Annotated in this window: 22 protein-coding genes; 10 read left to right on the forward strand and 12 right to left on the reverse strand. The window is 49.1% G+C overall.

The annotated features are described in order from the left end of the window. Window positions 1-7: 7 nt before the first annotated feature. On the reverse strand, window positions 8-1,762 hold the full coding sequence (locus tag OCL06_RS09840; RefSeq protein WP_262994854.1) for a polysaccharide biosynthesis/export family protein: 1,755 nt from the start codon (window positions 1,760-1,762) through the stop codon (window positions 8-10). 56 nt (window positions 1,763-1,818) lie between these two features. Further along, entirely contained in the window at window positions 1,819-2,181 is a 363-nt protein-coding gene (locus OCL06_RS09845) for a hypothetical protein (RefSeq protein ID WP_262994027.1), read from the reverse strand. A gap of 356 nt (window positions 2,182-2,537) precedes the next feature. Here OCL06_RS09845 and wecA point away from each other — a divergent pair, with 356 nt between their 5' ends. The 4 genes from wecA (at window position 2,538) to galU (ending at window position 6,664) form a co-directional block, all read left to right on the forward strand. Beyond that, window positions 2,538-3,602 (forward strand): UDP-N-acetylglucosamine--undecaprenyl-phosphate N-acetylglucosaminephosphotransferase, encoded by a 1,065-nt coding sequence (wecA, locus tag OCL06_RS09850; RefSeq protein ID WP_262994029.1) that lies wholly within the window; start codon window positions 2,538-2,540, stop codon window positions 3,600-3,602. 76 nt (window positions 3,603-3,678) lie between these two features. Further along, window positions 3,679-4,581 carry a glycosyltransferase gene (locus OCL06_RS09855; protein ID WP_262994031.1) on the forward strand — a complete coding sequence of 301 codons (903 nt, stop codon included), beginning with the start codon at window positions 3,679-3,681 and terminating at the stop codon, window positions 4,579-4,581. Further along, a complete protein-coding gene (locus OCL06_RS09860; RefSeq protein ID WP_262994032.1) occupies window positions 4,581-5,438 on the forward strand; it encodes a glycosyltransferase family 2 protein in 858 nt (285 codons plus the stop codon). Before OCL06_RS09855 ends, OCL06_RS09860 begins: the two co-directional genes overlap by 1 nt. A 332-nt stretch (window positions 5,439-5,770) precedes the next feature. Beyond that, the gene (galU, locus tag OCL06_RS09865; protein ID WP_262994034.1) at window positions 5,771-6,664 is read left to right on the forward strand and encodes a UTP--glucose-1-phosphate uridylyltransferase GalU; all 894 of its coding nucleotides are present in this window, start codon (window positions 5,771-5,773) and stop codon (window positions 6,662-6,664) included. A 58-nt stretch (window positions 6,665-6,722) separates the two neighbouring features. Here the strand turns inward: galU and OCL06_RS09870 are convergent, their stop codons facing one another. The 7 genes from OCL06_RS09870 to queF all read right to left on the reverse strand — a co-directional run bounded on the left by OCL06_RS09870 (window position 6,723) and on the right by queF (window position 14,365). Further along, the gene (locus OCL06_RS09870) at window positions 6,723-7,028 is read right to left on the reverse strand and encodes a ComEA family DNA-binding protein (protein ID WP_262994036.1); all 306 of its coding nucleotides are present in this window, start codon (window positions 7,026-7,028) and stop codon (window positions 6,723-6,725) included. A 168-nt stretch (window positions 7,029-7,196) separates the two neighbouring features. After that, on the reverse strand, window positions 7,197-8,204 hold the full coding sequence (locus OCL06_RS09875) for an isocitrate dehydrogenase (protein WP_262994038.1): 1,008 nt from the start codon (window positions 8,202-8,204) through the stop codon (window positions 7,197-7,199). Between the two features lie 243 nt (window positions 8,205-8,447). Continuing rightward, a complete protein-coding gene (locus tag OCL06_RS09880; RefSeq protein WP_262994040.1) occupies window positions 8,448-10,109 on the reverse strand; it encodes an HDOD domain-containing protein in 1,662 nt (553 codons plus the stop codon). A 3-nt stretch (window positions 10,110-10,112) separates the two neighbouring features. Beyond that, a complete protein-coding gene (locus OCL06_RS09885; RefSeq protein ID WP_262994042.1) occupies window positions 10,113-10,487 on the reverse strand; it encodes a DUF3192 domain-containing protein in 375 nt (124 codons plus the stop codon). Between the two features lie 83 nt (window positions 10,488-10,570). Next, window positions 10,571-11,935 (reverse strand): nucleotide 5'-monophosphate nucleosidase PpnN, encoded by a 1,365-nt coding sequence (gene ppnN, locus OCL06_RS09890; protein ID WP_262994044.1) that lies wholly within the window; start codon window positions 11,933-11,935, stop codon window positions 10,571-10,573. Beyond that, window positions 11,932-13,446 carry a GGDEF domain-containing protein gene (locus OCL06_RS09895; RefSeq protein ID WP_262994046.1) on the reverse strand — a complete coding sequence of 505 codons (1,515 nt, stop codon included), beginning with the start codon at window positions 13,444-13,446 and terminating at the stop codon, window positions 11,932-11,934. The genes ppnN and OCL06_RS09895 overlap by 4 nt, the downstream gene beginning before the upstream one ends. A 70-nt stretch (window positions 13,447-13,516) precedes the next feature. Continuing rightward, window positions 13,517-14,365, reverse strand: a complete 849-nt coding sequence (gene queF / locus OCL06_RS09900; RefSeq protein ID WP_262994049.1) for an NADPH-dependent 7-cyano-7-deazaguanine reductase QueF — start codon at window positions 14,363-14,365, stop codon at window positions 13,517-13,519. An 87-nt stretch (window positions 14,366-14,452) separates the two neighbouring features. Between queF and syd the strand changes: the two genes are divergently transcribed. After that, entirely contained in the window at window positions 14,453-15,007 is a 555-nt protein-coding gene (gene syd, locus OCL06_RS09905) for a SecY-interacting protein (RefSeq protein ID WP_262994051.1), read from the forward strand. Here syd and OCL06_RS09910 read toward each other — a convergent pair. After that, entirely contained in the window at window positions 14,994-15,293 is a 300-nt protein-coding gene (locus OCL06_RS09910; RefSeq protein WP_262994053.1) for a hypothetical protein, read from the reverse strand. The genes syd and OCL06_RS09910 overlap by 14 nt on opposite strands. A gap of 245 nt (window positions 15,294-15,538) precedes the next feature. Between OCL06_RS09910 and OCL06_RS09915 the strand changes: the two genes are divergently transcribed. From OCL06_RS09915 to OCL06_RS09935, 5 genes are all read left to right on the forward strand, one after another. Continuing rightward, complete coding sequence (locus tag OCL06_RS09915; RefSeq protein WP_262994056.1) at window positions 15,539-15,901, forward strand: DUF3192 domain-containing protein; 363 nt, start codon at window positions 15,539-15,541, stop codon at window positions 15,899-15,901. A 146-nt stretch (window positions 15,902-16,047) separates the two neighbouring features. Next, window positions 16,048-16,692, forward strand: coding sequence for a GNAT family N-acetyltransferase (locus tag OCL06_RS09920; protein WP_262994058.1), 645 nt, complete (start codon window positions 16,048-16,050; stop codon window positions 16,690-16,692). 247 nt (window positions 16,693-16,939) lie between these two features. Beyond that, entirely contained in the window at window positions 16,940-17,506 is a 567-nt protein-coding gene (locus OCL06_RS09925; protein ID WP_262994060.1) for a DUF3015 family protein, read from the forward strand. Between the two features lie 111 nt (window positions 17,507-17,617). Further along, window positions 17,618-19,417, forward strand: coding sequence for an Lnb N-terminal periplasmic domain-containing protein (locus tag OCL06_RS09930; RefSeq protein WP_262994062.1), 1,800 nt, complete (start codon window positions 17,618-17,620; stop codon window positions 19,415-19,417). A gap of 143 nt (window positions 19,418-19,560) precedes the next feature. Next, window positions 19,561-20,499: an alpha/beta hydrolase gene (locus OCL06_RS09935; protein WP_262994064.1), complete on the forward strand. Its 939-nt coding sequence runs from the start codon at window positions 19,561-19,563 to the stop codon at window positions 20,497-20,499. Window positions 20,500-21,380: 881 nt separating this feature from the next. Here the strand turns inward: OCL06_RS09935 and OCL06_RS09940 are convergent. Together OCL06_RS09940 and OCL06_RS09945 are read right to left on the reverse strand one after the other, a co-directional pair. Then, window positions 21,381-21,686, reverse strand: a complete 306-nt coding sequence (locus tag OCL06_RS09940; RefSeq protein WP_262994067.1) for a DUF3301 domain-containing protein — start codon at window positions 21,684-21,686, stop codon at window positions 21,381-21,383. Between the two features lie 3 nt (window positions 21,687-21,689). Beyond that, window positions 21,690-22,727, reverse strand: a complete 1,038-nt coding sequence (locus tag OCL06_RS09945; RefSeq protein ID WP_262994069.1) for a DUF3549 family protein — start codon at window positions 22,725-22,727, stop codon at window positions 21,690-21,692. Window positions 22,728-22,780: the final 53 nt, after the last annotated feature.

Consider the following 22,780-nt stretch of genomic DNA (forward strand, 5'->3'; position numbering starts at 1 on the left):
ACGCGGGTTAGTTCGTCGCAACGTTTGCGGCAACCGCAATCTGGTAAATGATTTGGGTGATGTCTTTAACGGCCTGCAGTGACTTGGTATCGATAGCAGGGAGTACCACCACCTGATCGCCGGCTTCAAAGTTCACATCGTCGTCACCCACTGCGGCGAAGTCTACCGTGCCGTTTTTGCGGATAACCAAAATACGATCGTCGTCAGCACGTTGGGTAAAACCACCGGCCCAGGCCACATAGTCTTCTGTGGTTGCATTTGGATTAAATACCACTGACTGAGGTAACAATACTTCTCCACCAACATGCACCAAGTCGGTGATTTCGGGGATCACAATGGTGTCGCCTGGCTCCAGCAATATATTTGCAATGTCGCCATTCTGTGACACGATGACTTTTCCTACCGGTTCAACCTGACGGGCCCGAGCCACGTAATCAGAAATTAACTGGGCTTCTTGCACACGAATAGAGCCTTCCCCGGTGGAACTGATGGGGGCTGTGTATACACTGCGCTCGAGACGTTGCAAGGCTTGTTCAATGATGTCTTTTTGCTTCTCCGCCACGCTTTCTCTTAGCAGATAAATACTTTGAATATCGGAGAGAGAACGGTCGATGGCAATACGGTCCAGTACGTCAAGTAAACGTGTACCTTTATCCACCATCACCTGCGATGCCCCTTTAAAGGCTCCCGCCACATTAATACGATAAATTTGCGGTTCGTGATCGTCTACGTATTCCACGTTATCGCCAGGCTTCAACGTAAGGTTGGCGAACTTTTCGAGGGTCAAGTATCGGGCGAACTCTTTATTATTTCTTACCCCGGCTACCGACACGTGACTGATAAATTCCCCCGGACGAGAGAAGTAGTTAACTGTACTGCCAATGAGCTCTTCGTCGGTGAATTCGAAGGTAAAGCTGTTACGGGCACCGGTTTCTACCACTACCGTATTACCAATGGGATGAACCAGAATGGTGTCGCCATCCTTGAATGACAATTCCGGCATTTTACCGCTGCGGAAAAACTTATAAAGATCAGCGGTGGCGATCACTTTATCGTCACGTATGACGTCAATTTTACGGAAGCTACCACGCTGGAAATCTATCCCTCCGGCCCGTTTAAGGTAATAGAGCACGCTGTCTGAGGCCAAGCCTGCATATTGACCGGGGCGCAATACCGGACCGGCGATAAACACGGAAACCGGTGTTGAAGTAAGCAGGTTGACATACACATTAACATCGTTGGTATAAACCTGGCGAATACGTGAAGATACCGTCTGGTTCACGCTCCCTGCTGGGGTATTGGCCACGCGGATGGGACCGATATTGGGAATGAAGATATTGCCCTGGTTATCCACCGTAACAACATCCGAGTAGTTTACGGCGCCCCACAGCCAGATAGATATTTTGTCGCCAGGCGCCACCAGGTAGTTGTCGTTCATGCCCGTGGTGCGTTCAGACTCAAAACCGCCGATGAACAGGTTGGCCGCAAACGGTGGGTTGCTCATTGCTTCTTGCTGGGGGAACACTGTCTCTACCGTGGGTTCGCCGGGCAGGGTCTGCCCATTGCGCGGTTGCGTGGCATACTGGCCCGTGGAAGGCAGAGAATTCGATGACCCCGGTAACGTTCTACGGGAATTAATGGACATAGGCGTAACTGACTGGGCACCGGACGAGTTGCCGGAAGCGCTTTGACTCTGAGCCTGCTGCTGCAGCTGTCTGAGCTGCTCGGCCGTTTGCGCGTTTACGGTAGCTGAAAACGCCATCAACAAGAGTGAAAGCGTCGCCAAAAAGCGACATAAAGAAGTAAATACTGACACGATTAGTAGCTCTCTGTGTGCTTAACGAGGGGCGATAGCATGACCCATTGGCCGCTACGCTGGCAAAGTGTGCGCTCGGTGCCCGGCATCATCTCGTCTGACGACAGCGTCAGCGTACGACATTCTGTACCGGTTGCAGAGACATATGCGGCCTGAACCTGATAAGTGCGACTATTGAGCTGCACTCGGTTGCCTATATCGAGATTACCAGTGGGTGTGATAATTGCATCTCTGTCCAGAGAATAAGCAAGAGACGCATGCACCAGGGGTACATCGGCTTCTACGCTGGCGGGTGCAGAAACGCAGCCACCCAGCCAGGGCAATGTCAATGCTGCACAGAGCATATGAGAACGCATACTTAACATTGTGTTATGTCCATATCCCAAATTGGCGTAAGGATACCACAATACATGACAAATACATGCCAGAGTAACGATGTAACAGTCATGTGGTGATTTTTTGCCCTCATTCCTAAAGGGATAGAGACTTCGATCGATGTTTTGTAATATTTTTACAGTGCAAGGGTGGTGTCGTTGATGATAGTTGACTATTATATGCAGGATTTTTTATACCAGCGCGTGTCACGTTTTGCACGGGTTGGCGTTCATATAACCCTGAAGGACGCTATTTCCAAAATGGAATTTCCCCCCAAGCCGCGCTGTTTGCCAATTGGAAGTTGTAAAAGCTTTAAGACGAGTCAGTCCTGGGAAGCTCTGTAGCTATGTTTGATTATCTGCAAATTGTGCCGCTGTTTACCGCCTTCATCGTGGCCCTGGTGCTGTTGGTAGTGATGACCCCGCTGGCTCACCAGTTCGGGTTGGTTGATCAACCCAACGTCCGTAAGCAACATTCGGGTATGGTACCACTGACCGGTGGTGTGGCCATTTTTATGGCCGTATTGGTGGCCAGTATTGCTACCGATGTCTGGATGAAAAACAATCCCTTATTTTTTACTGCATCGGCCTTTATCGTCTTACTTGGGGCCTTAGATGACAGGTTCGATCTGAGCGCTAAGGGGCGCTTAATGTGCCAGTTTGGTGTGGCATCCATCATGGCCTGGAGTGCACAGAACTATATTACCTCGTTGGGCGATATTATGGGCACCGGCGAAGTCTTTCTTGGCGTAAGTGGTTACTTTTTTACCATCGTGTGTGTGGTAGGAGTGGTGAACGCATTTAACATGATCGATGGCATCGATGGTTTGGCAGGCGGCATGAGCCTGGTAGTGTTAATGACTGTCGTTGGGCTGTTGCTGGCGACCGGCAACGGCAGTGCGGTGATGGAGCCACTGATCATTATGGCCGCGATTGTACCTTTTCTCGCCTTCAACCTCAGCTGGAAAGGCTTTAAGGGCAATAAGATATTTATGGGTGACGCCGGCAGTATGTTTGTCGGCCTTACCATTGTGTGGTTGCTCGTTGATCATACTCAGGGCAGTGAAAGTGCATTCCGCCCCATCACGGCTGTGTGGCTTATCGGGCTGCCACTGATGGACATGGCCGCAATTATGTATCGTCGTGCCAGAAAAGGGCAGTCAATGTTGCGGCCAGACAGAAAGCACCTGCATAATATTTTCATGCGCGCGGGACTCAGTTCCCGTCAGTCGTTAGCCGCCATCCTGTTTCTCGGCGCCTGCTATTGCCTTGTCGGCGTGTTGGGCGAGGTTTATGCGGTGCCGGAAAGCATCATGTTTTGGGGGTTTATAGGCCTCTTGGTAGTCTATAGCTTTGTGATCCAGAACATCTGGACCCTGATCCGGGCGGTTAAGCGGGTGGTTAGCAAATAATCTTTTAGTGGCCGCTTATGCATAAATTCGGGCTTTCGCCGGTTTTTTCTGGTATTTTCCCCCCAAAATAACCTTTATGTCGGTACCCCGTTTGTCGAGCCAGTTTAACATTCTGCATAATCGCTTCCCGCACAGTGCGACGCCCACTGTGGTGGCGATGAGTGTCTATCATGGCGACAATGTGGAGTGGGTCCGCGAAGCAATTAATAGTATCGTCACCCAGATCTACCGCAAATTCGTCTTTATTATCGTTATTGACGGTGAAATACCCGTGAAAATGATGAACTTAATAAAAGACGCTGCATTCGACGATGAACGCATCGTAATTGGCCAGAATGACAGCAATCTGGGTCTGGCCAGCAGCATGAATCATGCGATTCAATGGGCTATGTCACTTAATCCCCGTTACTTTGCCCGCATGGATGCTGATGATATTAGCGTGGCCAACCGCCTGGAACGCCAGATCAGTTATATGGATAAGCACCACAATATTGCGGTGCTGGGGTCTGCCCTGCAGGAAATTAACGAACAGGGTGTACATGTCGGCGCACGCGTGATGCCGGCCAACCACCGTCAGATTACATATCTTCTCCCCCGTCGGTGTACCCTCAATCACCCAACCGTGGTGATCCGTTTTGATGTGTTTCGGGCCGGCTTTTTGTACCAGGGCGAACTGAAAAACACTCAAGACTACTTCTTGTGGGTGACCTTGGCCGCCAACGGATTTATCTTTCGCAACCTTAAAGATCGCCTGTTGAAATTTCGGCGGGTGAATGATTTTTATAAGCGCCGTGGTCTGAGTAAATCGCTAAACGAATATCGTGCCCGGTTGTATGCGATGAAAAAACTACGCAGGTTGACCGTATGGAACCTGTTCTATGCAACCGCAGTACTTTGCTTGCGGCTCATGCCCTCCAAAGTGGTAAAAATGGCGTATCGCCTGGACAGGCACTTACTGGATCGGATAATCAGACACTAATGATTGGCGCGGTCATTATTCTTTATCACCCCGACATCCGCCATGTGATGAAAATGGTGGAAGAGTTAAAGCAGGTCGTTAAAAATGTGGCCTTAATTGATAACTCGCCGGTGGCCAGCCAGTTTCCAGCCGATGAATACATTGATTACCTGCACTTCCCGGACAACCTGGGCATTGCAGAGGCGCAGAACAAAGGCATTGAACTGATTGCGGCGGTGGGTTGCGACCGGGTGCTCATCCTCGATCAGGACAGCAATATCACTGCAAGTATCGTGGAGCGGCTGGCCGACCACCTTAAACATACTACGGGCACTGGCAGCCAGGTAGCGGCCGTCGGTCCTATGTTGATTTGTGAGTTTTCCAATCAACAAGTGAAGCCAAGACTGCAGAAGGCTATGTCAGTTAATAACAACCTGGCCGAAGTGAAACAGATCATTGCCTCTGGCATGTTGATCCCTTTATCTGCTTATCAGGTAATAGGCCCCAAAGAGTCAGCATTGTTTATCGATGGTGTGGACCATGAATGGTGCTGGCGCGCCCGCCAGAAAGGCTATAAAGTCTACCAGGCACTGGATGTAGGTATGCCCCATAAACAGGGCGATGCGCGCAGAAAAATACTGGGGCTGACGTTTAAGCAAGGCTCGCCGGTAAGACTGTATTATCAGGTTAGGAATGTGCTGTTGTTATCGCGTCGCTCATATGTACCCGGTTACTGGAAGTGCCGTCACTTACTCGCGCTGCCAGTCAGGTGGGCTGTGAACCGCTGGCATTTCCCTGAAGGCAAGACGCGGGGGCGCTACTTTATAAAAGGGTTTATCGACGGCCTGAAAGGCAAGGCCGGAAGAGTAAGACATTAAGCATCTCGCCGTGTGTGGACTCAGGCGAAGCACTCCGAGTGTTGCTGAGCGGCAACAAGGGTCCGTCGGGTAGAGAGAGCTATACGCCGGTGCGCTATCGTAAGCTGCCAAACCCTTATGGTGAAAATCACTGCAACAGTGCAATTGCACATAAGCAGGGCACCCAGGATAAATGAAGGGTGGATTGGGCGTTAAACTAATTTAGAATAGCAGGCCTGACGAAAAGGCAGGCCTGAGCTGGCAGACGCCTGTTTATATCAGCGGGAATAATGGAATATGGATTGCATTATTACGCAATTGATCGTGGATTATCAGTACAAGGACACTAACTTATGAGTCAAGTGAAGAAAGCCGTTATACCGGTTGCCGGTTTGGGCACACGCATGTTGCCTGCTACAAAAGCGATACCGAAGGAAATGTTACCGGTAGTAGACAAACCGCTCATCCAGTATGTGGTGAATGAGTGTGTCGCGGCGGGCGTGAAAGAAATTATTCTGGTGACTCATGCCAGTAAAAACAGCATCGAAAACCACTTCGATACCTCGTTTGAGTTAGAGGCGACGCTGGAAAAACGGGTGAAGCGCCAGTTACTGGAAGAAGTGCAGTCAATTTGTCCGAAAGACGTGACCATTATGCAGGTACGTCAGGGTGTGGCCAACGGATTGGGGCATGCGATTTTATGTGCCCGTCCGCTGGTAGGGGATGCCCCCTTCGCCGTAGTACTGCCAGACGTTATCATTGATGATGTAGCCAGTAACCCGAAAAAAGACAATCTGGCCGACATGGTTGCCAAGTTCAACACCAGCCGGGTAAGTCAGGTGATGGTTGAACAGGTTGCGCAGGAAGATGTGTCTAAATTCGGTATCGCAGACCTGGATGGCGCCGATATCAGTCAGGGTGAGTCAGCCAAGATCCATGGTATGGTTGAAAAGCCAGAACTGGAAGATGCGCCGTCAGACTTGGCGATTGTAGGCCGTTATGTCCTGTCTGAAAAAATCTGGGATTTACTGGAGTTCACTCCGCCAGGTGCAGGCGGTGAAGTGCAGCTCACTGATGCCATCGATTCATTAATGAAGATGGAGCAGGTAGACGCCTATTACATGAAAGGCAAAAGTCATGACTGTGGCAGTAAGCTGGGTTACATGAAAGCAAATGTAGAATATGCATTGCGTCATCCTACCCTGGGTGAAGAATTTAAGGAGTATCTGGCCAGCCTGAAGGGTTAACCAGAACGTTGAATTCCAGTGAATGAAAGGCTCCCAAGGGAGCCTTTTTAGTTTGTACTTAGTGTTCACGCACAGTGAGATGCCCGGCCAGTTTCGCCAGCATTTTTTCACCAATGCCTTTTACTTCCGTGAGCTGTTCCACTTCCACAAACCGGCCGACTTCGTCCCGGTAGTCAATAATGGCCTGCGCCTTGCGCTCGCCAATGCCTGGCAGCGCCGTTAGCTGTGCCAGTGTTGCACTGTTGAGATCCAGTTTAGCCGCTTGCATCTGACTCTGATCACCGGATGTTGCTAACGCCGGGGTCGGTAAACTTGAGATTGCACCTGCACTGAGAAGCAGCAGTAAGGGAATATATTTTTTCATCATCGTTCCTTAATGGTTCGCGTACATCATTGTACAGGGCAAGTGTATACCAACAGACAGGGATAGCAGGGCGGGGTTTAGGACAGTTTTTTCTGGCGAGAGGGTGTGACAGGGGGACAGATACAAAAAAGGGCCCGTCGGGCCCTTTTTAAATAACCTGGTGCAGACTTACAGTCTGTCCAGCATTGCCTGTGTAAACTCGGTGGTACCGGCTTCGCCACCCAAGTCACGGGTAGTGCGGTCGCCACTTTCAATTACGTCTTTTAGTGCACTGCGGATTTTCTCTGCTTTATCACCCATGTTCAGGTATTCAAGCATCTGAATGGCGGCCAGGATAACCGAGGTAGGGTTAGCCAGGTTTTTACCAGCGATATCCGGTGCAGAGCCGTGTACGGCTTCAAAAATAGCGCAGTCTTTGCCGATGTTAGCACCCGGCGCCATGCCCAGGCCACCGACCAGACCGGCACACAGGTCTGACAGAATGTCACCGAACAGGTTGGTCGTTACAATGACATCGAACTGATGCGGGTTCATTACCAGCTGCATGCAGGTATTGTCTACAATCATCTCTGATGATTCGATATCCGGATAGCGTTCACCCACTTCCCGCGCCACTTTCAGGAACAGGCCTGAAGTTGACTTGAGGATATTGGCTTTGTGAACCGCAGTCACTTTCTTACGGCCTTCACGGCGTGCTAATTCGTAAGCGAAAGTCACAATCTCTTCGGCGCCTTCACGGGTAATTTTGCTAAGTGCTTCAGCTTCGTTGCCGTCTTCTGAAACCACCTGACCAAGACCAGAGTACATGCCCTGGGTGTTTTCACGCACGGTAATAATATCAATGTCTTCGTAACGTGCTTTGGTACCTTTGAAAGACAACACCGGACGTACGTTGGCGTACAGTTTGAACTGTTTACGCAGGCTCACGTTAATTGATGTAAAGCCCTCGCCAACCGGCGTAGTAAGGGGGCCTTTCAGGGCAACCTTATTTTTGGCAATCAGATCCAGCGTGTCTTGGGGCAGTAATTCACCGTGATTTTCCAGTGCCATAAGGCCCGCATCGGCATAGTCGTACGCAAAATCGCAACCAACCTTGTCCAGAATTTTCGTGGTTGCGTCAATGATGTCTGGGCCAATGCCGTCACCGCGAATGACAGTAATGCGTTGCTGAGTCATGTGGAGGGATCCTCTGATAATCTGTTAACTCTTTCGTTAGGTTCTTAAATATTAGTCTGGCAACACGATTAAGCCTTAGGTAAGCATCTCTTACAGGCACTTACGTGACAGGATGAGTGCATTGGGTAGTGATCCGCGCTGCTTCAGCGCCACCCGAATGCAGGTGTCGGGCCAGATGCCGCGTATTCTATAGGATCACGGAAGTGAGAGATAGTGATCAGACCAATTTAATCTGTGAGATTGTCAGTTCACTAACGGGCAAAGAAGTTGTGGCGCCAGATCATGACGTAACGTCTTTTCTACGTCCGGTTGCAATGACAATACATCCAGTGATGCAGTGATGGCGCCAGCGACACTCTCGGCGGCTTGACTGTTGGCGAATAGCCAGCTCCTGGCCCACACCACCGACAGTAACAGCAGGGCGTGTTCCTTGCGCAGTGACCGGGGCACGTCGTCCGGGTGTTTACCCGCATGGTGTAGCAATGCCCGCCAGGTAGGGCTCTGGTGCCAACCCTGCGCTAGATCGCTGACCAGGGCTGGCCACTGTTGAGACTCTTTCAGGGTAAACCAGTCTTTCATCTGGATACCCGCCTGGCGTTTGAATGGCAGGGTTGTCATCACTTTCAGGGCCGGCAACATAAAGAGTGGGGCGCATAACAGGCTGGTTACCAGCGCGGCAGACTGGCTGGTAAACCGCGTACGCGTATGGGTGGATAACAGCCCGGCAATGCCTGCGGCCACTACCGCCAATGTCTGGCACTGTGCAAGCAGAGGAAACTGATGCTGGGTAAGGCGCTGTGACAATGCTCGCTGGGTAAGCATGTCACCTACCCGCTCTGTTCCATAGGTGAGGATAGCCTGTTTAACATTCCCCACCGGCAACTGCAGCCGGTTGTCATTGCTGGCCGCCTCCCGCAGAAACTGACTGAACACCGGCTCCCGCTCTACCATACCGCTAAGCTCACTGATATCGGTATCAGGTAGCTGTAAAGCATCAATTATTTTAAGCAGGCTTGATGGGGGGCGGTTTACCGGAAAGACCACGGGAAAGGCGCCGGGGCCCGACGCATCTCGGTTTGGCTGACAGGCACAATAATACTGCCACCACTGATGGAATGGGAGTGGTGCCGCGGACCATGGCTGTAAGGATAAAGTGGGCACCCACTGATGTTCACCAGTCAGAGCTCCATTGCTGCCTGCCGACAGTTCGCTGCGTCGCTGAATGGCCGTGTGGTTACCGCTCACTGCCAGTACCAGTGCTTGCTGATTATTTGCGTTTACCCAGCTGCCGGGCGAAACCTCGCTGAGGCTTTTCAACAGGCTTCCCAACATCGCCTGATAAGGCGCGCTGGTGTGCACAGTAGCCAGTGGTTTAAAGCAGCCATACAGCGATTGTCTGGCTAAGTGTCGGGCCAGGTAGGTGGCAACTAAACCCAGCTGTTGCCAACGAGAGAGAGTAGGGCGCTGTAATAGCTTCACGCCATCGGGGTGCACCAGGGCTTTACGGATCGTTAATAAGTCTGACCATATCTCTAATCCCCGCTGCCGGCAAAATACCGAGAGGGGCCTTAAGCGGGCAAAGGCTTGCTCCTGTGGTTTATCCGCACACGCTTGCACAGCCACGAGCGCGGCCAGTATATGCTGAAGTGTATGTTCGTTGGTACGCTGCAGTATCCCCAGTGAGGTAACGGTAATGCATGCACGCAGTGAAAATGAGGAGGTGGCGGAGCTGTCAACCAGCTTTATATAAGCTAACGCAGCATCAGGATTTGCACGGCAGGCAGTGATAACCTTTTTTGCGGTATGCAGACAAAGTTCCGGGAGACGCTCCTGGGGGGCAGTAAATAACTGCTGCTCTACGGTAGCCAGATTGTCGGCCACCTCGGCAAAGGGGTGATCGGTCATGCATCAACTCTGTTGATAGCTTTGATACGCCCCTTCTCCCCACGCAATTAACTGATCGTTTTCAAATAACAGTGGCGTGCATTCGTCCTGAGTTGTCAGACCATCGGCACGCACGTGTTGGGTGCGATAGAACATCACCTGAATGGTGGTGCCGTTTTCCATTTTGGCTTCGGTAATATCCGGTGAGCCCAGCAGTGCTAACACCTCTTCACGGGTGCTGCCCAGCTTGAGCTTGGTGATCTGTACCTTGTTGTATTCTTCGCGATCCTGCCAGTCCATGTTCTCTGGCTTATCGGGGTAAAAAGATAACACCAAAAATACAAATAACGCGTACGCCGCCGCTCCCAGCGCTATTAACCGAATAACCTTGCTGTTCATCCTTCGTCACTTATTGCGTGCTATTCCTTATAGTGTACCGTAAAAGCGTCACTATAAGGAATGCTAAAACGTAACCAGATACGTCATTTACCGCGTGAGATGGTATAGCACGGCTTGTACTCACTGCCGGGCAATTTCATGCGCTGTTGTGCAACGAACGACTTCAGCAAACCATCAATGCGCGTCATCAGGTCGGGGTCACCCGTCAGGCTGAACGGGCCGTGCTCTTTAATTTGCCTGATCCCTTCTGCCTTAACGTTACCGGCAACAATCCCAGAGAACGCTTCACGGAGTACTACCGCCAGATCGGCCACATTCTGATCCTGGTGCAGCGCCAGGGCGCCCATGGTTTTATGGGTGGGCACGAAAGGGCGTTGAAACGGCGGATCAATTTTCAGTGACCAGTTGAAGCTGAAGGCATCTCCCATTGCGCGACGGTATTTGTTTACTTTCTCCATGTCGGCGCGCAGGGTGCGGGCTACTTCCGGGGGATCGTCCACAATGATCTGGTATTTACTCTGTGCGGCTTCGCCCAGGGTTGCGCCTATGAACTCGTCGATCGCTTCAAAGTAGCCCTCAGAGCCAGCCGGGCCGGTAAGGATCACGGGGAAAGGTTGCTGGGCATTGCGCTCGTTCATCAATATACCAAGCAGATACAACAACTCTTCGGCAGTGCCGACCCCGCCCGGGAAAATGACAATGCCGTGAGCAATGCGCACGAACGCTTCAAGCCGCTTCTCAATATCGGGCATGATAATGAGTTCGTTCACAATGGCGTTGGGCGGCTCGGCTGCAATAATGCTGGGCTCAGAAATACCGATGTAGCGGCCTTTTTTGTACCGTTGTTTGGCGTGCCCAATTGCGGCCCCCTTCATCGGACCTTTCATTGCACCGGGACCACAGCCGGTACAGATATTCATTTCCCGCAAGCCCAGCTGGTAACCCACTTCCTTGGTGTATTTATATTCATTGAGGTTAATGGAGTGGCCACCCCAGCAAACGATGGTATTAAGTTCATCATTGCCTTCCAGTGCCTTCGCATGGCGTAGCATGTCAAAGACCATATCAGTGGTACTGGGACCGTCGACTGGCGCGGTTTGATGTAAAAAGGCGTATTTATTGCCCATGTATAATAAGTCGCGCAGGACGGCAAATAAGTGCTCATGCACACCATGCACCAGCTTGCCGTCTACGAAGGCTACCTCGGGCGGATTGATCAGTTCTATTTTTACGCCGCGTTCCCGGCGGATAAGTTTGACATCGAAGTCGTCGTACGGGGCAAAGAGCACCTCAAAATTGTCTTCATCAACGCCGCTGTTAAGCACTGCCAGGCAGCAATTGCGAAACATATCGTATAAATCACTATGGGTAGAATCCTGAAGCTGTGCGACTTCTACCTGAGAAAGCTGACTCATCCACCCAACCGGGTTTAACTGCACTTTTTTCATAACGTCGTTTCCTGATCAGTGATCACACAATTGCGGCCGCTGCGTTTAGCCTTATAAAGATTTGTATCGGCGCGGTTGAATACTTCGTCCGGCGTATCGCCGGCTTTCAGGCAGGTACCGCCAAATGATGCGGATATAATGACTTTTTCCTGTTTGAACTTAAAGGGAATATCAGCTAAAGAAGCTCGTAATGCTTCGAGCTTTTTCTGCAAGCCGCTGCTATCTACCCCAAGTAGTAACATGACAAACTCTTCACCGCCCCAGCGGGCAATAAAGTCATCTTTGGAGAGGTTTTTCCGCAGGTGGCGGCTGACCACCTGCAAGGTTTTGTCGCCGGCAGCATGTCCAAACCGGTCGTTAATTGACTTAAACAAGTCAATGTCGGCGACCGCTAATGCCAGCTTAACATTCCCATTTTCCGCTAACGCAAAGGCCCGTTCAATTCGCTCATTATAGGCCTGCCGGTTGGGAAGACGGGTTAGCGAGTCAGTCTGGCTGGAGACGATTTGTTCTGCCAGTTTTTTTCGATAGGACTGTGTCTGACTTTGCAGACGGGTTAGTTGTCCCTGCATGGAGGCCAGTAGTTTCAAAAGTTCGTGTTGTTCGTCCTGTTCGGCCTGGGCGCGCTCGGACAATGTGGAAGATACGTTTTTGACATATTGCTGGGCCTGACGTTTGAGGCTCTCAAGCGACTCACTATGGTTAACAGCATCTTCCATAGTTTCCAGCTGTGCCTGCATTTGTGCAGTGCTGGCTTTACGGGTAGCAAAACTGGCCTTCGACAAGTCGATGGTTTGCGATACGTTCTGTGACACCTGCCCAAGGCTTTTGTGCAGGCTCTGAATGACCTTGCCAGACAGACTGGCTTCGCTCATAGCTTCCTGCACTATCATCCGAATGATCACCACACAGCTTTGCAACAACTCTTCTTCCTGCATGCCCTGCGCTAATTTAGCCTGGATGGTCAGTAGTTGCTCATCATCAGGTCGCTTGCGGGCATAATTTTTAATAAGCAAATTAAGCTCATCGAGAATAGCGTGGTAGTGGCGCGCGTTTTTTTCTGGCTCAGATTGAGGATTTGCTGGCTTGGGGCTGGCAGCTTGCGCGTTTACGGCGAAAAAGCGGGTAGCCTGCCGGTACAACGCCAATACCGCGAACAGGTCCTGAGCAGGCTGGTTCAGCTTAACCAGTAACTGTGCCGCATTTTGTTGCACGCCAGACGACTGCGCCACTTTCTGTTGAAACGCTTTTACATCGGTTTCCAGATCATCAATAGACTTGTTCACCACTTCGCTTGTGGACGCATGGGCATTTTGCAGTTTTGTGCCCAGCTTATTAATGCTCACCGTCGCCAGTGTGTAGTTGGGGCTGCCAGCCAGATGACCACGGAGCGTTTGCAGTTCGTTATCGATATCGCTGGACAGGCCTTCATAAAATTTCGTCAGACGAATAATAAAGCGGGTCAGCGTCTCGGCGTGATTCTTCAGTGACTGAAGCTGTTTTCCTTCCATAAGCTACATTCCTCGGGGTAAGCATGTCTGCCTACCCTTAGTGTGACACAGAAAAAAAGGTTCTTCTTCTTTATTGTCTGGCAAGTCTATGATTCGGATAAGGCTTTTCAAAATTTGAACGGAACGGATTAATATCCAACCCTCCCCGGCGGGTGTATCTTGCATTCACGGTAAGCTTGTCAGGCTGACACTTTGCGAGAATATCGCAATAAATGCGTTCGATGCACTGTTCGTGAAATTCATTGTGCTGGCGGAAGCTAATCAGGTACTTCAGCAGACTGGCGTGATCTATCGCCGGACCAGTGTAACGAATCTGAATAGTGGCCCAGTCGGGCTGACTGGTGATCAGGCAGTTAGATTTCAGCAAGTGACTCACCAGGGTCTCTTCACGGTGGTCACTGCCCGTGGCAAGCAAATTGGCGTCCGGCTGATACTGATCGATGGACACATCGATATCGTCGATAACCGTTCCTTGCGGCTCTACCATTTTCAGTTGGTGAAATTGCTGTGGTGTCCACAATGTCACGTTCACTGCTACCCCGGCACACGCCGATAAGTCGCTTTGCAGTGTTTCGCGGACGTTGTCGATACTATCAAAGTGGGTCTGATTGAAACTATTTAAGTACAGCTTAAATGATTTCGACTCAATAAGATTGGGAGAGGTAACCGGTACATCGCAGGTTAAGATGGCCACCTGTGGCTTGCCTTTTTTATTCAGCCACGACAACTCATACCCAGTCCAGATATCCATGCCCTGAAAGGGCAGGTTTTCGGCAGTCAGGCCTATCGAGTCGCGATTCAGCGAACGCGGCACGCCTTGTAGCAGGGCAGGGTTGTAAATTTCTTCGTAAGTTACGCTTTGGCCCAATGTGAGTCCCTGAGGGGTTTCAAAGGGCGTAGAGTTAGACTGTTTGTTCATGATCACCGGTATGTTATGCGACCCGGGGCCGCTTGACTTTCAATGGTAGCGTTATAGTGTACCGCAAAACTATTAAGGACTCATATTATGACAACGCCCGTTACCGACGCTTTGCAGGATTTTGTTGCCCGCTACCAATCCGCTGCACAGCAGGCTGGTCAGCCTCTGAGTACAGAGTATGACAGCGCCTGGCCGTCGCCGTGTTATCAGGGGAGCGGCGCAGAGGGTGAGCAAGTCCGCTGGCAACCCACGCCACAAGCCGGTAATTTAAGCTTCCATAACGTTGAAGAGGCGTTATCCATATCACTGAACCCTCAGTATTGTGAGTTCTTCACCAGCTTCTACAGTGACAATCTCACGGCAAAAGCGGAGCAAGGGGCATGTGAATTACTGCAGGTGTGGAACGAACAAGACTTTGAACGATTACAACAAAACCTGATTGGTCACTTACTGATGAAGCAGCGCCTTAAACAGGCGCCCACATTATTTTTTGCCGTTACCGACGAAGAAGATTTTATTCTGACGGTGGATAACGCTTCAGGTGCCGTAATGCTCGAACAGGTGGGTAAACCACCGCAGCAGCAGGTGGCGGATGATTTAGCAAGTTTTATCCGGACGCTGGAGCCTCTTATTCAGTCGTAGGCTGCAATTGCTGCAGGCGTTGTTCCAGCAACGCCACCGCTTCTTCCAGTTGCACAATCCGCTTCTCCATGTCTTGGAGCTGGTCTGTCTGGCTGTGCACTGGCGTTGAATCCTCTTCGGGCGCCTGACGACTGCCTTTAAACGCTTTTACTGCCGCAATTGCCTGCGTAACACTCACCGTAAAAGGGGCTTTTGCCCGTAGCATGGCAATGGTAGGAGGTACGCCTTCTTTTTGTAGTTTATGGCAAAGCATTACCAGTTGTTGTACCGAGTCCTGATGGGTCATTGACGACTCCTTTATAAACCAGCCCAAAAGCATACCGCCCTAGTTGCTAATCACAAGGCGACTCTCTGGCTAGCGTGGTGAAAAATTAATGATGAATATGGCTAAATAATGGCGGTATTCACAAATTAATTGTGGCTCATCTTTTTCGCGAAAATCGTAAAGCCAATAAAATCAGAAGGTTATGTTCTGGCCTTAATCTTGATTAGGCAATGTCATAAGAATATTACATAGCACAAGGAAACACGATGAAACATCTGGCACTTATATTAGCACTTACTGCCCCTGTCGCTCTTTCAGGGTGTGTGATCGTCAGCGGAGATACCGACAGTTACTCTAAGGGAGACTGGGAAGATCGGGAGTACAACAACCGCAAGCATATTTCTCAGCTTGAACTGGACATGACTTACGAGTCAATTATTCGCAAAATGGGTGTGGCAGATTTCAATGAATTACACCAGAAAGCCGACGGTACGTATCGGGTGTTGTTCTATCGCACACAGCGGACAATGGAAGACGGCCTGACCACCAAAGACGAATGCACGCCGCTGGTGTTTAAAAATGGCAGTCTGATTGGGTGGGGCGACAGTGCCTACGCGCACATCGGCTAAGCGAAAACAGAAAGGCAATTAACAACTGTTTAACAATTGTGCGATTTTCCGCTACAGTGTGTGTTGGGTTGCGGGCGCAGTAGTCCGCCATCAATGGCAACCGGTATCGTACCGGCTGCCATTTACGCATGTACAGGAGAAACGCTATGACCGCTGCTATTGCCCAATTTCCACCAGTGAACCCGGACAACGTCAATGCGGTTTACCTGACTGCAGACGATCTCAAAGTCGCGGCCTCAATTCTGTATAACGCCTATTTCGATGACCCGTTGTTTGTCGATATTTTTCAGGCCGAGAAAGAAGGTTATGAAAACCGTTTACGCTCGGCCATTCGTGAAGAGCTCAATGCGTTTTGGGTAGCAGAGCAACCTATGATAGGGCTATTTGAGGGCAAACGCATGCTGGCGGTAGCTTGTATGATAAGCCCGGATGCTGCGTTTGGCGCTGGTCGGTACTGGCACTGGCGACTCAAGATGTTACTGACAGCCGGCCTGTTCGGCACTCGCCAGATGGTGGAGAAGGAAGAGCGGGTGCGGGCCAGCATACCTGCCAGCGATTATCATATGCTGAGTTTTATCGCGGTCCACCCCGATCACCAACACCTGGGCATTGGCCACAAACTTATGGGCGCCATTGATAGTGTGCTGGAAGAAGACCCGAAGAGTGAAGGGGTTGCAGTGTATGTGACCCTGCCTAAATGCCGGCCCTTTTTTGAGGATGGTCGCTATCAAATGGTACGTGATTTAGAAGTGGGCCACGTCACCGGACAGGTCATGTTCAGGCCGAAATAGCGCTTTACCCAGTGGAAAGCCGCTGCGTTTGATAGCCTGTCTGGAGCTAAGTAATCCTTATCTGTAGCCTGTAGCGAAATCACGTGAGGCGAAGGTCGAAAATAAGAGTACTCTTACTTGCTCCACTTCTACATTTAAAAGTTTTTTTTAATATAACGCGCTTCTATTATCACGTTTAGTCTAGATCAGCCAATATCACTAGACCAGCTTTACATCTCCGTTATGTATGTTCGGCTCGGAAATCGACTTGGCTGACGAGTTTCTGTATCGCGCTCTTAAATTATCTAAAAATTTAGCTACCAAAAGCAAAACTTATTTTGTACGATATTTAGGAATCTTTGGATTCATTAAAATAAAAAATAATGGAGAGAACATGAAAAAGGTATTTCTTAGCGCGTTTGCGACTGCAGTTTTAATGGCTTCTACTGCTCCAGTAATGGCTGCCGAAGACGGTCAGGTTGAAAAGCTGAACCCTTGGAAACATTGCGGCATCGGTGCGGCAATTTTTGATAACAACGGTACAGCCGCAGCAATTTCCAACATCATCTGGGACTTAGGTACTACAGCCTTGACTACTGGTACTGCTTCAGAAGATATGTGTAATGGCGAGCGCACTAAAACAGCGATGTTCATCAATGAAAACCTTGACCAACTTGAGCTTGAATTAGCTGTTGGCGAAGGTCAGGCTCTTGAAGCTGTAGTCGCCATGACTGGTGGTGATGTGGTTTCAATGCGAAATGCCCTGAATAGTGCAGTAGATGGAACACGCGTAGAAAAAGCTCAAGCTATCTATTTTTCAGCCTTAAACGGTTAATCATAGTATAAAGCTTATTGCTAATTCGATGTTCAAAACCGAGCTTACAGCTCGGTTTTTTCTTTCTTTTTTATAAGCAGCTTTTCTTAGTCGTCACGATAGCCTATCAATATGCGAAGTTTGCAAGCTCTACTCATTCTTTTAAGCGTTACTTTCTATGCAAATTCACAGACGCAAAGCGATTTAAGGATCCTTGCTGAGAGCTGGGAATGGAAAAGGTTATTACAATACAACGAAGCAAACGTAAGCGATATTGAGTCAAAAGCTTTCTTCTTATCTCCTGACGGTCAGTTTGATCCATATTCTGAGCTAAAGACATTCATAGAGCATGCATCAGAAGTAATGGCCTGTAGGTTTCCCGCCAGATACGCTTTTGCACAACATCACAACCTTGTGGGTTATTATGATTTAGCCAACTGTGATGATTTCACCGAATTTATGAGGACAAGTGAACCAGAAGGCGTAACGTTGATCTTTGCCGATGGCTACCTCAAAAACCCGGCAAGCTTTCACGGCCACTTATTTATTCGCATTGACCAGAGTGGAAAAGGAGATGGGCTATTAGCTACCAGCTTAAATTTTGGAGCAATTGTCCCAGATGATGACGACCCGCTTACATATATCGTGAAAGGAATTTTTGGCGGATATGATGCTAGATTTTCGGCACAGCCGTTTTACCGTCACCATATTTCTTATGGGCAGCAAGAACTCCGCGATTTATGGGAGTACAAATTAGATCTCACCCCCTATAAGAAGCAGTTGCTTACCGGTTTACTCTTCGAGTTATCTCAAATTAAATATCAATATTTCTTCATAGACGAAAACTGTGCCTATTTTGTTGCACGTGCGTTAGAGATCGTTGCCCCCGAGTTTCTTGTAAAATCATCAGATAAAACGGTGATCCCTTCCGAAGTCATCAAGTCTGTAATGAGTGCTGGCGATCAGCAGATGGTGAGCGAAGTCACTCTTATAAAAAGTCAGCAAAAAAAATTCCAAAACCATTTTCATGTCCTCACAAAAAGGCAGCAAGTGGCACTCGCCGATTGGATAAAAAGAGACAAAGGCCTCTTTGATGGATTATCTAAGCCTTCTCAGAAAAAAGTGCTGATAACACTAGGCTCTTACTATGCGTTTAGAATTCAGCAGTCACCGGATAATGAAAATTTGAAACAAGCAAGACGCGATGTAATAAAGTCGCTATTGCAATACGAACCCGGTAACACTATTAAGCTGGAAGAAGAGCAACGTGTTTATCCACACGAAGGGCAAGCTGCCGCACTGCTAAGAACTGAATTGTTATCTTTAGATGGCAACCTTGGCGGGAAAATTACAATGAGACCGACATACTATGACCGAATTCAGCCCTCTGGGGGTAGACCGAATCAATCTGCCATGGCAATGGGGCAAATCGGTTTCTATTTCGACAATGATCATCTAGAACTTGATCACCTTTATGGTATTCATGTTGAAAGCTTCGATATTTCAAGTACCGGGGTTGAGGGAGATGGCGGCGAATCATGGACATTGACCCTTGGTGCTCAGAGAAATCGTTTGCGCTCAATTGATGCAAAAGTTGCCGCGTTTGTTGCTGGTGGCTACGGAATCGCAACTAAATGGCGTGGTATTGTTCCCTACCTCTTTGGGCATGGCCGTGTACATATGAAAGAAACGGAACGTGATAATCACTCCTTAACCGCCTCGATGCGTGCAGGGTTAGAATGGAGATGGTTTGGTGAGAAAGCTTTTTGCGAAGCTGAGAAGCCTTTTTCAATAACAACCTCCGTCACCAGTCAGGACTTAATTGGTCGTTGCCACCTGTCATTAAATTCAACTAATAATTCTGATTTTCGTTTCACAGTCGAAGCCCAAAATACATTGTTAATTTCTTTAGCTGCTAGCATATATTTTTAAGTGGCGGACAAAATCATCGTATCAATTGTGCTTTCACAACCAGCGTTCTACAGAAAAGAGCGCGTCAGTTCGCCAATGTTCATATCTTAAACGTCTCAAAGAACTATTTTTCAGCCAAAGCAGTAAGAATTGAAGTCGACGATATGTCGGCTACATTTAAATTAAGGCTAAATGCTGAGGAAGTTTTTATGAGGGTATGCGTAGTGTTAGTCAGTCTCCTATTGCTATCTGGCTGCCAATCACTCTTTTTCTGGCCCACACAAGGCTTAGTTAACTCACCACAAGAATTTAGTTTTGAGCGTGAAATTGTACTAATCGAAAACACTGAAGGTCTTAAGTTACATGGTTGGTATTTGAATGCGAGGCCCTCAGATAGTAAGCACAATGGAACAATCTATATTTTACACGGAAATGCCTCAAATTTAAGTTATCACATCGCTAACTTTTACTGGCTAATTGATCATGGGTGGAACGTCTTTATGCTGGATTATCAAGGGTTCGGACGTTCAGAGGGTGAACCAACGTTTGCAGGCATTATTGATGACGCGCTCTTGGGTTACAACTGGCTGCGCGATAAACATGGAGAGAATGAAACTATAGTTGTGTTTGGGCAGAGTTTGGGCGGTGCGGCTGCTATTGGTTTTGCCTCGAAAGCTAATCAGGCTCCAGACGGGCTGATTGTTGATAGCACATTTTCTTCACATAGACAGATCTTTCGCGAGACCTTAGCTAAGTCCTGGCTATTCTGGAGTTTTCAATGGCCACTCTCGTTACCTATAAATGACGATTACGCACCGAAGAAATTAATTCAGCAAAGTCAAAAAATTCCCACTCTCATTATTCATAGTCAAGCGGACAGTCTTATCTCTTTGGAGCACGCAAACACTCTGTACGAAAGCGCAACTGCACCGAAAATGCTTTGGATTGATGATAAGAGCGAACATGCACAAATCTGGAGAAGTTCTACATGGAAAGATAGGTTGGTATGCCAATTAAAACGTTGGCCTGAGTTAAGGGACCCCGAAAAAGTGTGTGATTCATCTCGCAAGAACGAAGTCGTTTTCGCGAATAGTTACTTATAAACGCAGCGCAGGCCTCAGCAATAGATTACAACTATCATGAGTCTTTCTTGGCATGGTTTAGAAATTCGTTTAGCTGTTATGTGAAAAAGATAAACTAAAATAGTTTGAGCACGAGGCCCCCCATTTTTTCCCATCTGTCTTAAAGCTTTGTACGACATCTCCTACAAAATTGTGCGATATAGAACAAAGATCGCTGACGCTGTCATTATACTTTAGTATAAAGCTATTGATAATATTAGACTTTTTGTTAATGAGTGAAAAACGATCACTTTTTTTAGCTAAAATTTTTGTAATTTGATGTAGCAAAGAATCCTCATGGATCTACTATATAAACGTCACAAGGAAACACGACGAGTCAGGATGACTAATGGATTACTTGGACAACCCAGGATGGGGATACCGGCACGGGAAGGCAGGTGTCAGTGGATGACAGGAAAAGGGAATGCGGTCAGGATGGCAGCAGGACTTCTCAGGGATCCAGATTGCGCTCAGGATGATGCGCCGCCAGGATGGCACACCGCCAGCAGGAAGCTGATTCGGACAGGCTCAGGATGAGTAACGTTACCTAAGGAAAGGTAGCTATCAGGGAATGATGATAGGAACACGTTGAAGGAGAAACGCACGGACAACTTCAGGAAGAAGATTACTGCATGGAGGATGTGCAGTTAAATCACGGAGTAAAGGAAAGGGACCTGCTTAAGGATGAGTAGCTCGCACAGGATGTTGCGAGACAAGATGGAAAGGGGCGTATAAGGATTTTGATCGGGATGATTTAAGTCGCAATGGAACGCTGAGAAGGACACTCAAAATTCCTAAAAAGCGGTGGCGTAAGCTACCGCTTTTTTCATTTCTGTTCCCACAGTTTTGTCCAGCTACTGGTCTTAGTTCACCCGGTATGGTGGCAGTACGGTCTTTGCCACATAGGTGCCCACGAAGTGAATTTCACCGGTATAGCGATCTTCACCGTTGCCGGAAAACTCAAACAAAAACTCACTGTACCAGTCAAGCTTACCGCGTTTGGTATAAAGCCTGGTTTTGCGTCTGGCAATGGCCAGTAACTGTAAGCCATGCTGGTTACAATAGTCGCGGGCATACGCATTAGCCCGCTCACTGATACTGCGTATACGCCAGAACTGAAAAACCACCAGGCCTATTACCAGCCACAGGGTAAGCTCTCCCAATGTCATCGCTCAGCTACTCCGGGTTTGCTGGAAAAGGCGGCCAATAGCGGCAGCCAGTTGGGGGCTGCGATTTTCGTCACGAAGCATCAGCAGAACCTGACTGCGCAACGACGGGATCTGCACCAGGTCAGCAAACAAACCACTGAACAGCTGGCCATCCAGAGACTCGCGCTCGTCGACTTTTGCCACTGCTTCGAAAAACTGCTTGGTCAGGGCGGCGTCGAACTGGGTGAAATGTCGGGCGGCAATTACACTCAGACTATCTATGTCTAATTCATGGTGACTAAGCAAACCTGACACGCTGCGCGCAAGTGTAGGCTGATGCTCCGTCGCCGCAACTCCTCTTAACGCAGCCAGGTTGACTTGCTCACCGCTTTCCAGCTTACTAAAAAACACACCTTGTAACCTGTCGCTTACAGGTACCGCTTCACAGGCCTGCATGAGGGCATCCTGAAAGGCAGGGTTAAACTGGTCAAAATTGTTAATCAGGCTGGACTCGAGCTCGCTGTCGGTGAGCTGGAAGGCAAGATCAGCAATTCCCTGAATCGGGATGGATTGCCAGTCTGTCTCGGATGGGTTCATCGCATACTCACGGGCCAGCGCAGCTCCCTCTGACAACGGCAGCGACAGCATGGCTTTTATTTTGGCATTGCATTGGGCCATTTGAGATTGGGGCGGCACAAAGGAATATGGGTTGTCGGGCAATTTCTCGGCTTTTTCCGAGTCATCGGCGAGACTGGAGCCCAACGCGTCCACAATAATTTCCAGAAAGTGATTACGCGAGGCGGTAACCAGTAACCCCTGTTCGTCCAGCGGGAGCTTTAAAAACCAGATGTAATGCTGATTTGCGGCCTGAGTATTCCAGAAAACGATGGCAAACCATGCGTGTTGCTGACGTGGTTTAGGGGCAGGCACAGTGCCGTTCTCTATATCCAGGAACGCTTGTGCGGAAAGTTCGTCTATGCCGCGGCCCAGATCTAATACCTGAAAATTGGTGCCGGCATGCAGTAAAAACTCACTGATTGATTCAATAGTTGAGGCGCTCATGCTTGGTCTGATACTCCTGCCCAAAAAGAGCGCTATTCTACCAACCCCACACT

This window comes from Alteromonas salexigens (assembly GCF_025628895.1).
GTDB lineage: Bacteria > Pseudomonadota > Gammaproteobacteria > Enterobacterales > Alteromonadaceae > Alteromonas > Alteromonas salexigens.

Coding starts and splice junctions, on each gene's coding strand:
- OCL06_RS09880 (WP_262994040.1), bottom strand. CDS start 10,109: ATGACCGATCACCCCTTTGCCGAGGTGGCCGACAATCTGGCTACCGTA.
- syd (WP_262994051.1), top strand. CDS start 14,453: ATGACAACGCCCGTTACCGACGCTTTGCAGGATTTTGTTGCCCGCTAC.
- galU (WP_262994034.1), top strand. CDS start 5,771: ATGAGTCAAGTGAAGAAAGCCGTTATACCGGTTGCCGGTTTGGGCACA.
- OCL06_RS09920 (WP_262994058.1), top strand. CDS start 16,048: ATGACCGCTGCTATTGCCCAATTTCCACCAGTGAACCCGGACAACGTC.
- OCL06_RS09910 (WP_262994053.1), bottom strand. CDS start 15,293: ATGACCCATCAGGACTCGGTACAACAACTGGTAATGCTTTGCCATAAA.
- OCL06_RS09875 (WP_262994038.1), bottom strand. CDS start 8,204: ATGACTCAGCAACGCATTACTGTCATTCGCGGTGACGGCATTGGCCCA.
- OCL06_RS09935 (WP_262994064.1), top strand. CDS start 19,561: ATGTCGGCTACATTTAAATTAAGGCTAAATGCTGAGGAAGTTTTTATG.
- OCL06_RS09945 (WP_262994069.1), bottom strand. CDS start 22,727: ATGAGCGCCTCAACTATTGAATCAATCAGTGAGTTTTTACTGCATGCC.
- OCL06_RS09930 (WP_262994062.1), top strand. CDS start 17,618: ATGCGAAGTTTGCAAGCTCTACTCATTCTTTTAAGCGTTACTTTCTAT.
- wecA (WP_262994029.1), top strand. CDS start 2,538: ATGTTTGATTATCTGCAAATTGTGCCGCTGTTTACCGCCTTCATCGTG.
- OCL06_RS09840 (WP_262994854.1), bottom strand. CDS start 1,762: ATGGCGTTTTCAGCTACCGTAAACGCGCAAACGGCCGAGCAGCTCAGA.
- queF (WP_262994049.1), bottom strand. CDS start 14,365: ATGAACAAACAGTCTAACTCTACGCCCTTTGAAACCCCTCAGGGACTC.
- OCL06_RS09845 (WP_262994027.1), bottom strand. CDS start 2,181: ATGTTAAGTATGCGTTCTCATATGCTCTGTGCAGCATTGACATTGCCC.
- OCL06_RS09855 (WP_262994031.1), top strand. CDS start 3,679: ATGTCGGTACCCCGTTTGTCGAGCCAGTTTAACATTCTGCATAATCGC.
- OCL06_RS09870 (WP_262994036.1), bottom strand. CDS start 7,028: ATGAAAAAATATATTCCCTTACTGCTGCTTCTCAGTGCAGGTGCAATC.
- ppnN (WP_262994044.1), bottom strand. CDS start 11,935: ATGAAAAAAGTGCAGTTAAACCCGGTTGGGTGGATGAGTCAGCTTTCT.
- OCL06_RS09895 (WP_262994046.1), bottom strand. CDS start 13,446: ATGGAAGGAAAACAGCTTCAGTCACTGAAGAATCACGCCGAGACGCTG.
- OCL06_RS09915 (WP_262994056.1), top strand. CDS start 15,539: ATGAAACATCTGGCACTTATATTAGCACTTACTGCCCCTGTCGCTCTT.
- OCL06_RS09860 (WP_262994032.1), top strand. CDS start 4,581: ATGATTGGCGCGGTCATTATTCTTTATCACCCCGACATCCGCCATGTG.
- OCL06_RS09940 (WP_262994067.1), bottom strand. CDS start 21,686: ATGACATTGGGAGAGCTTACCCTGTGGCTGGTAATAGGCCTGGTGGTT.
- OCL06_RS09885 (WP_262994042.1), bottom strand. CDS start 10,487: ATGAACAGCAAGGTTATTCGGTTAATAGCGCTGGGAGCGGCGGCGTAC.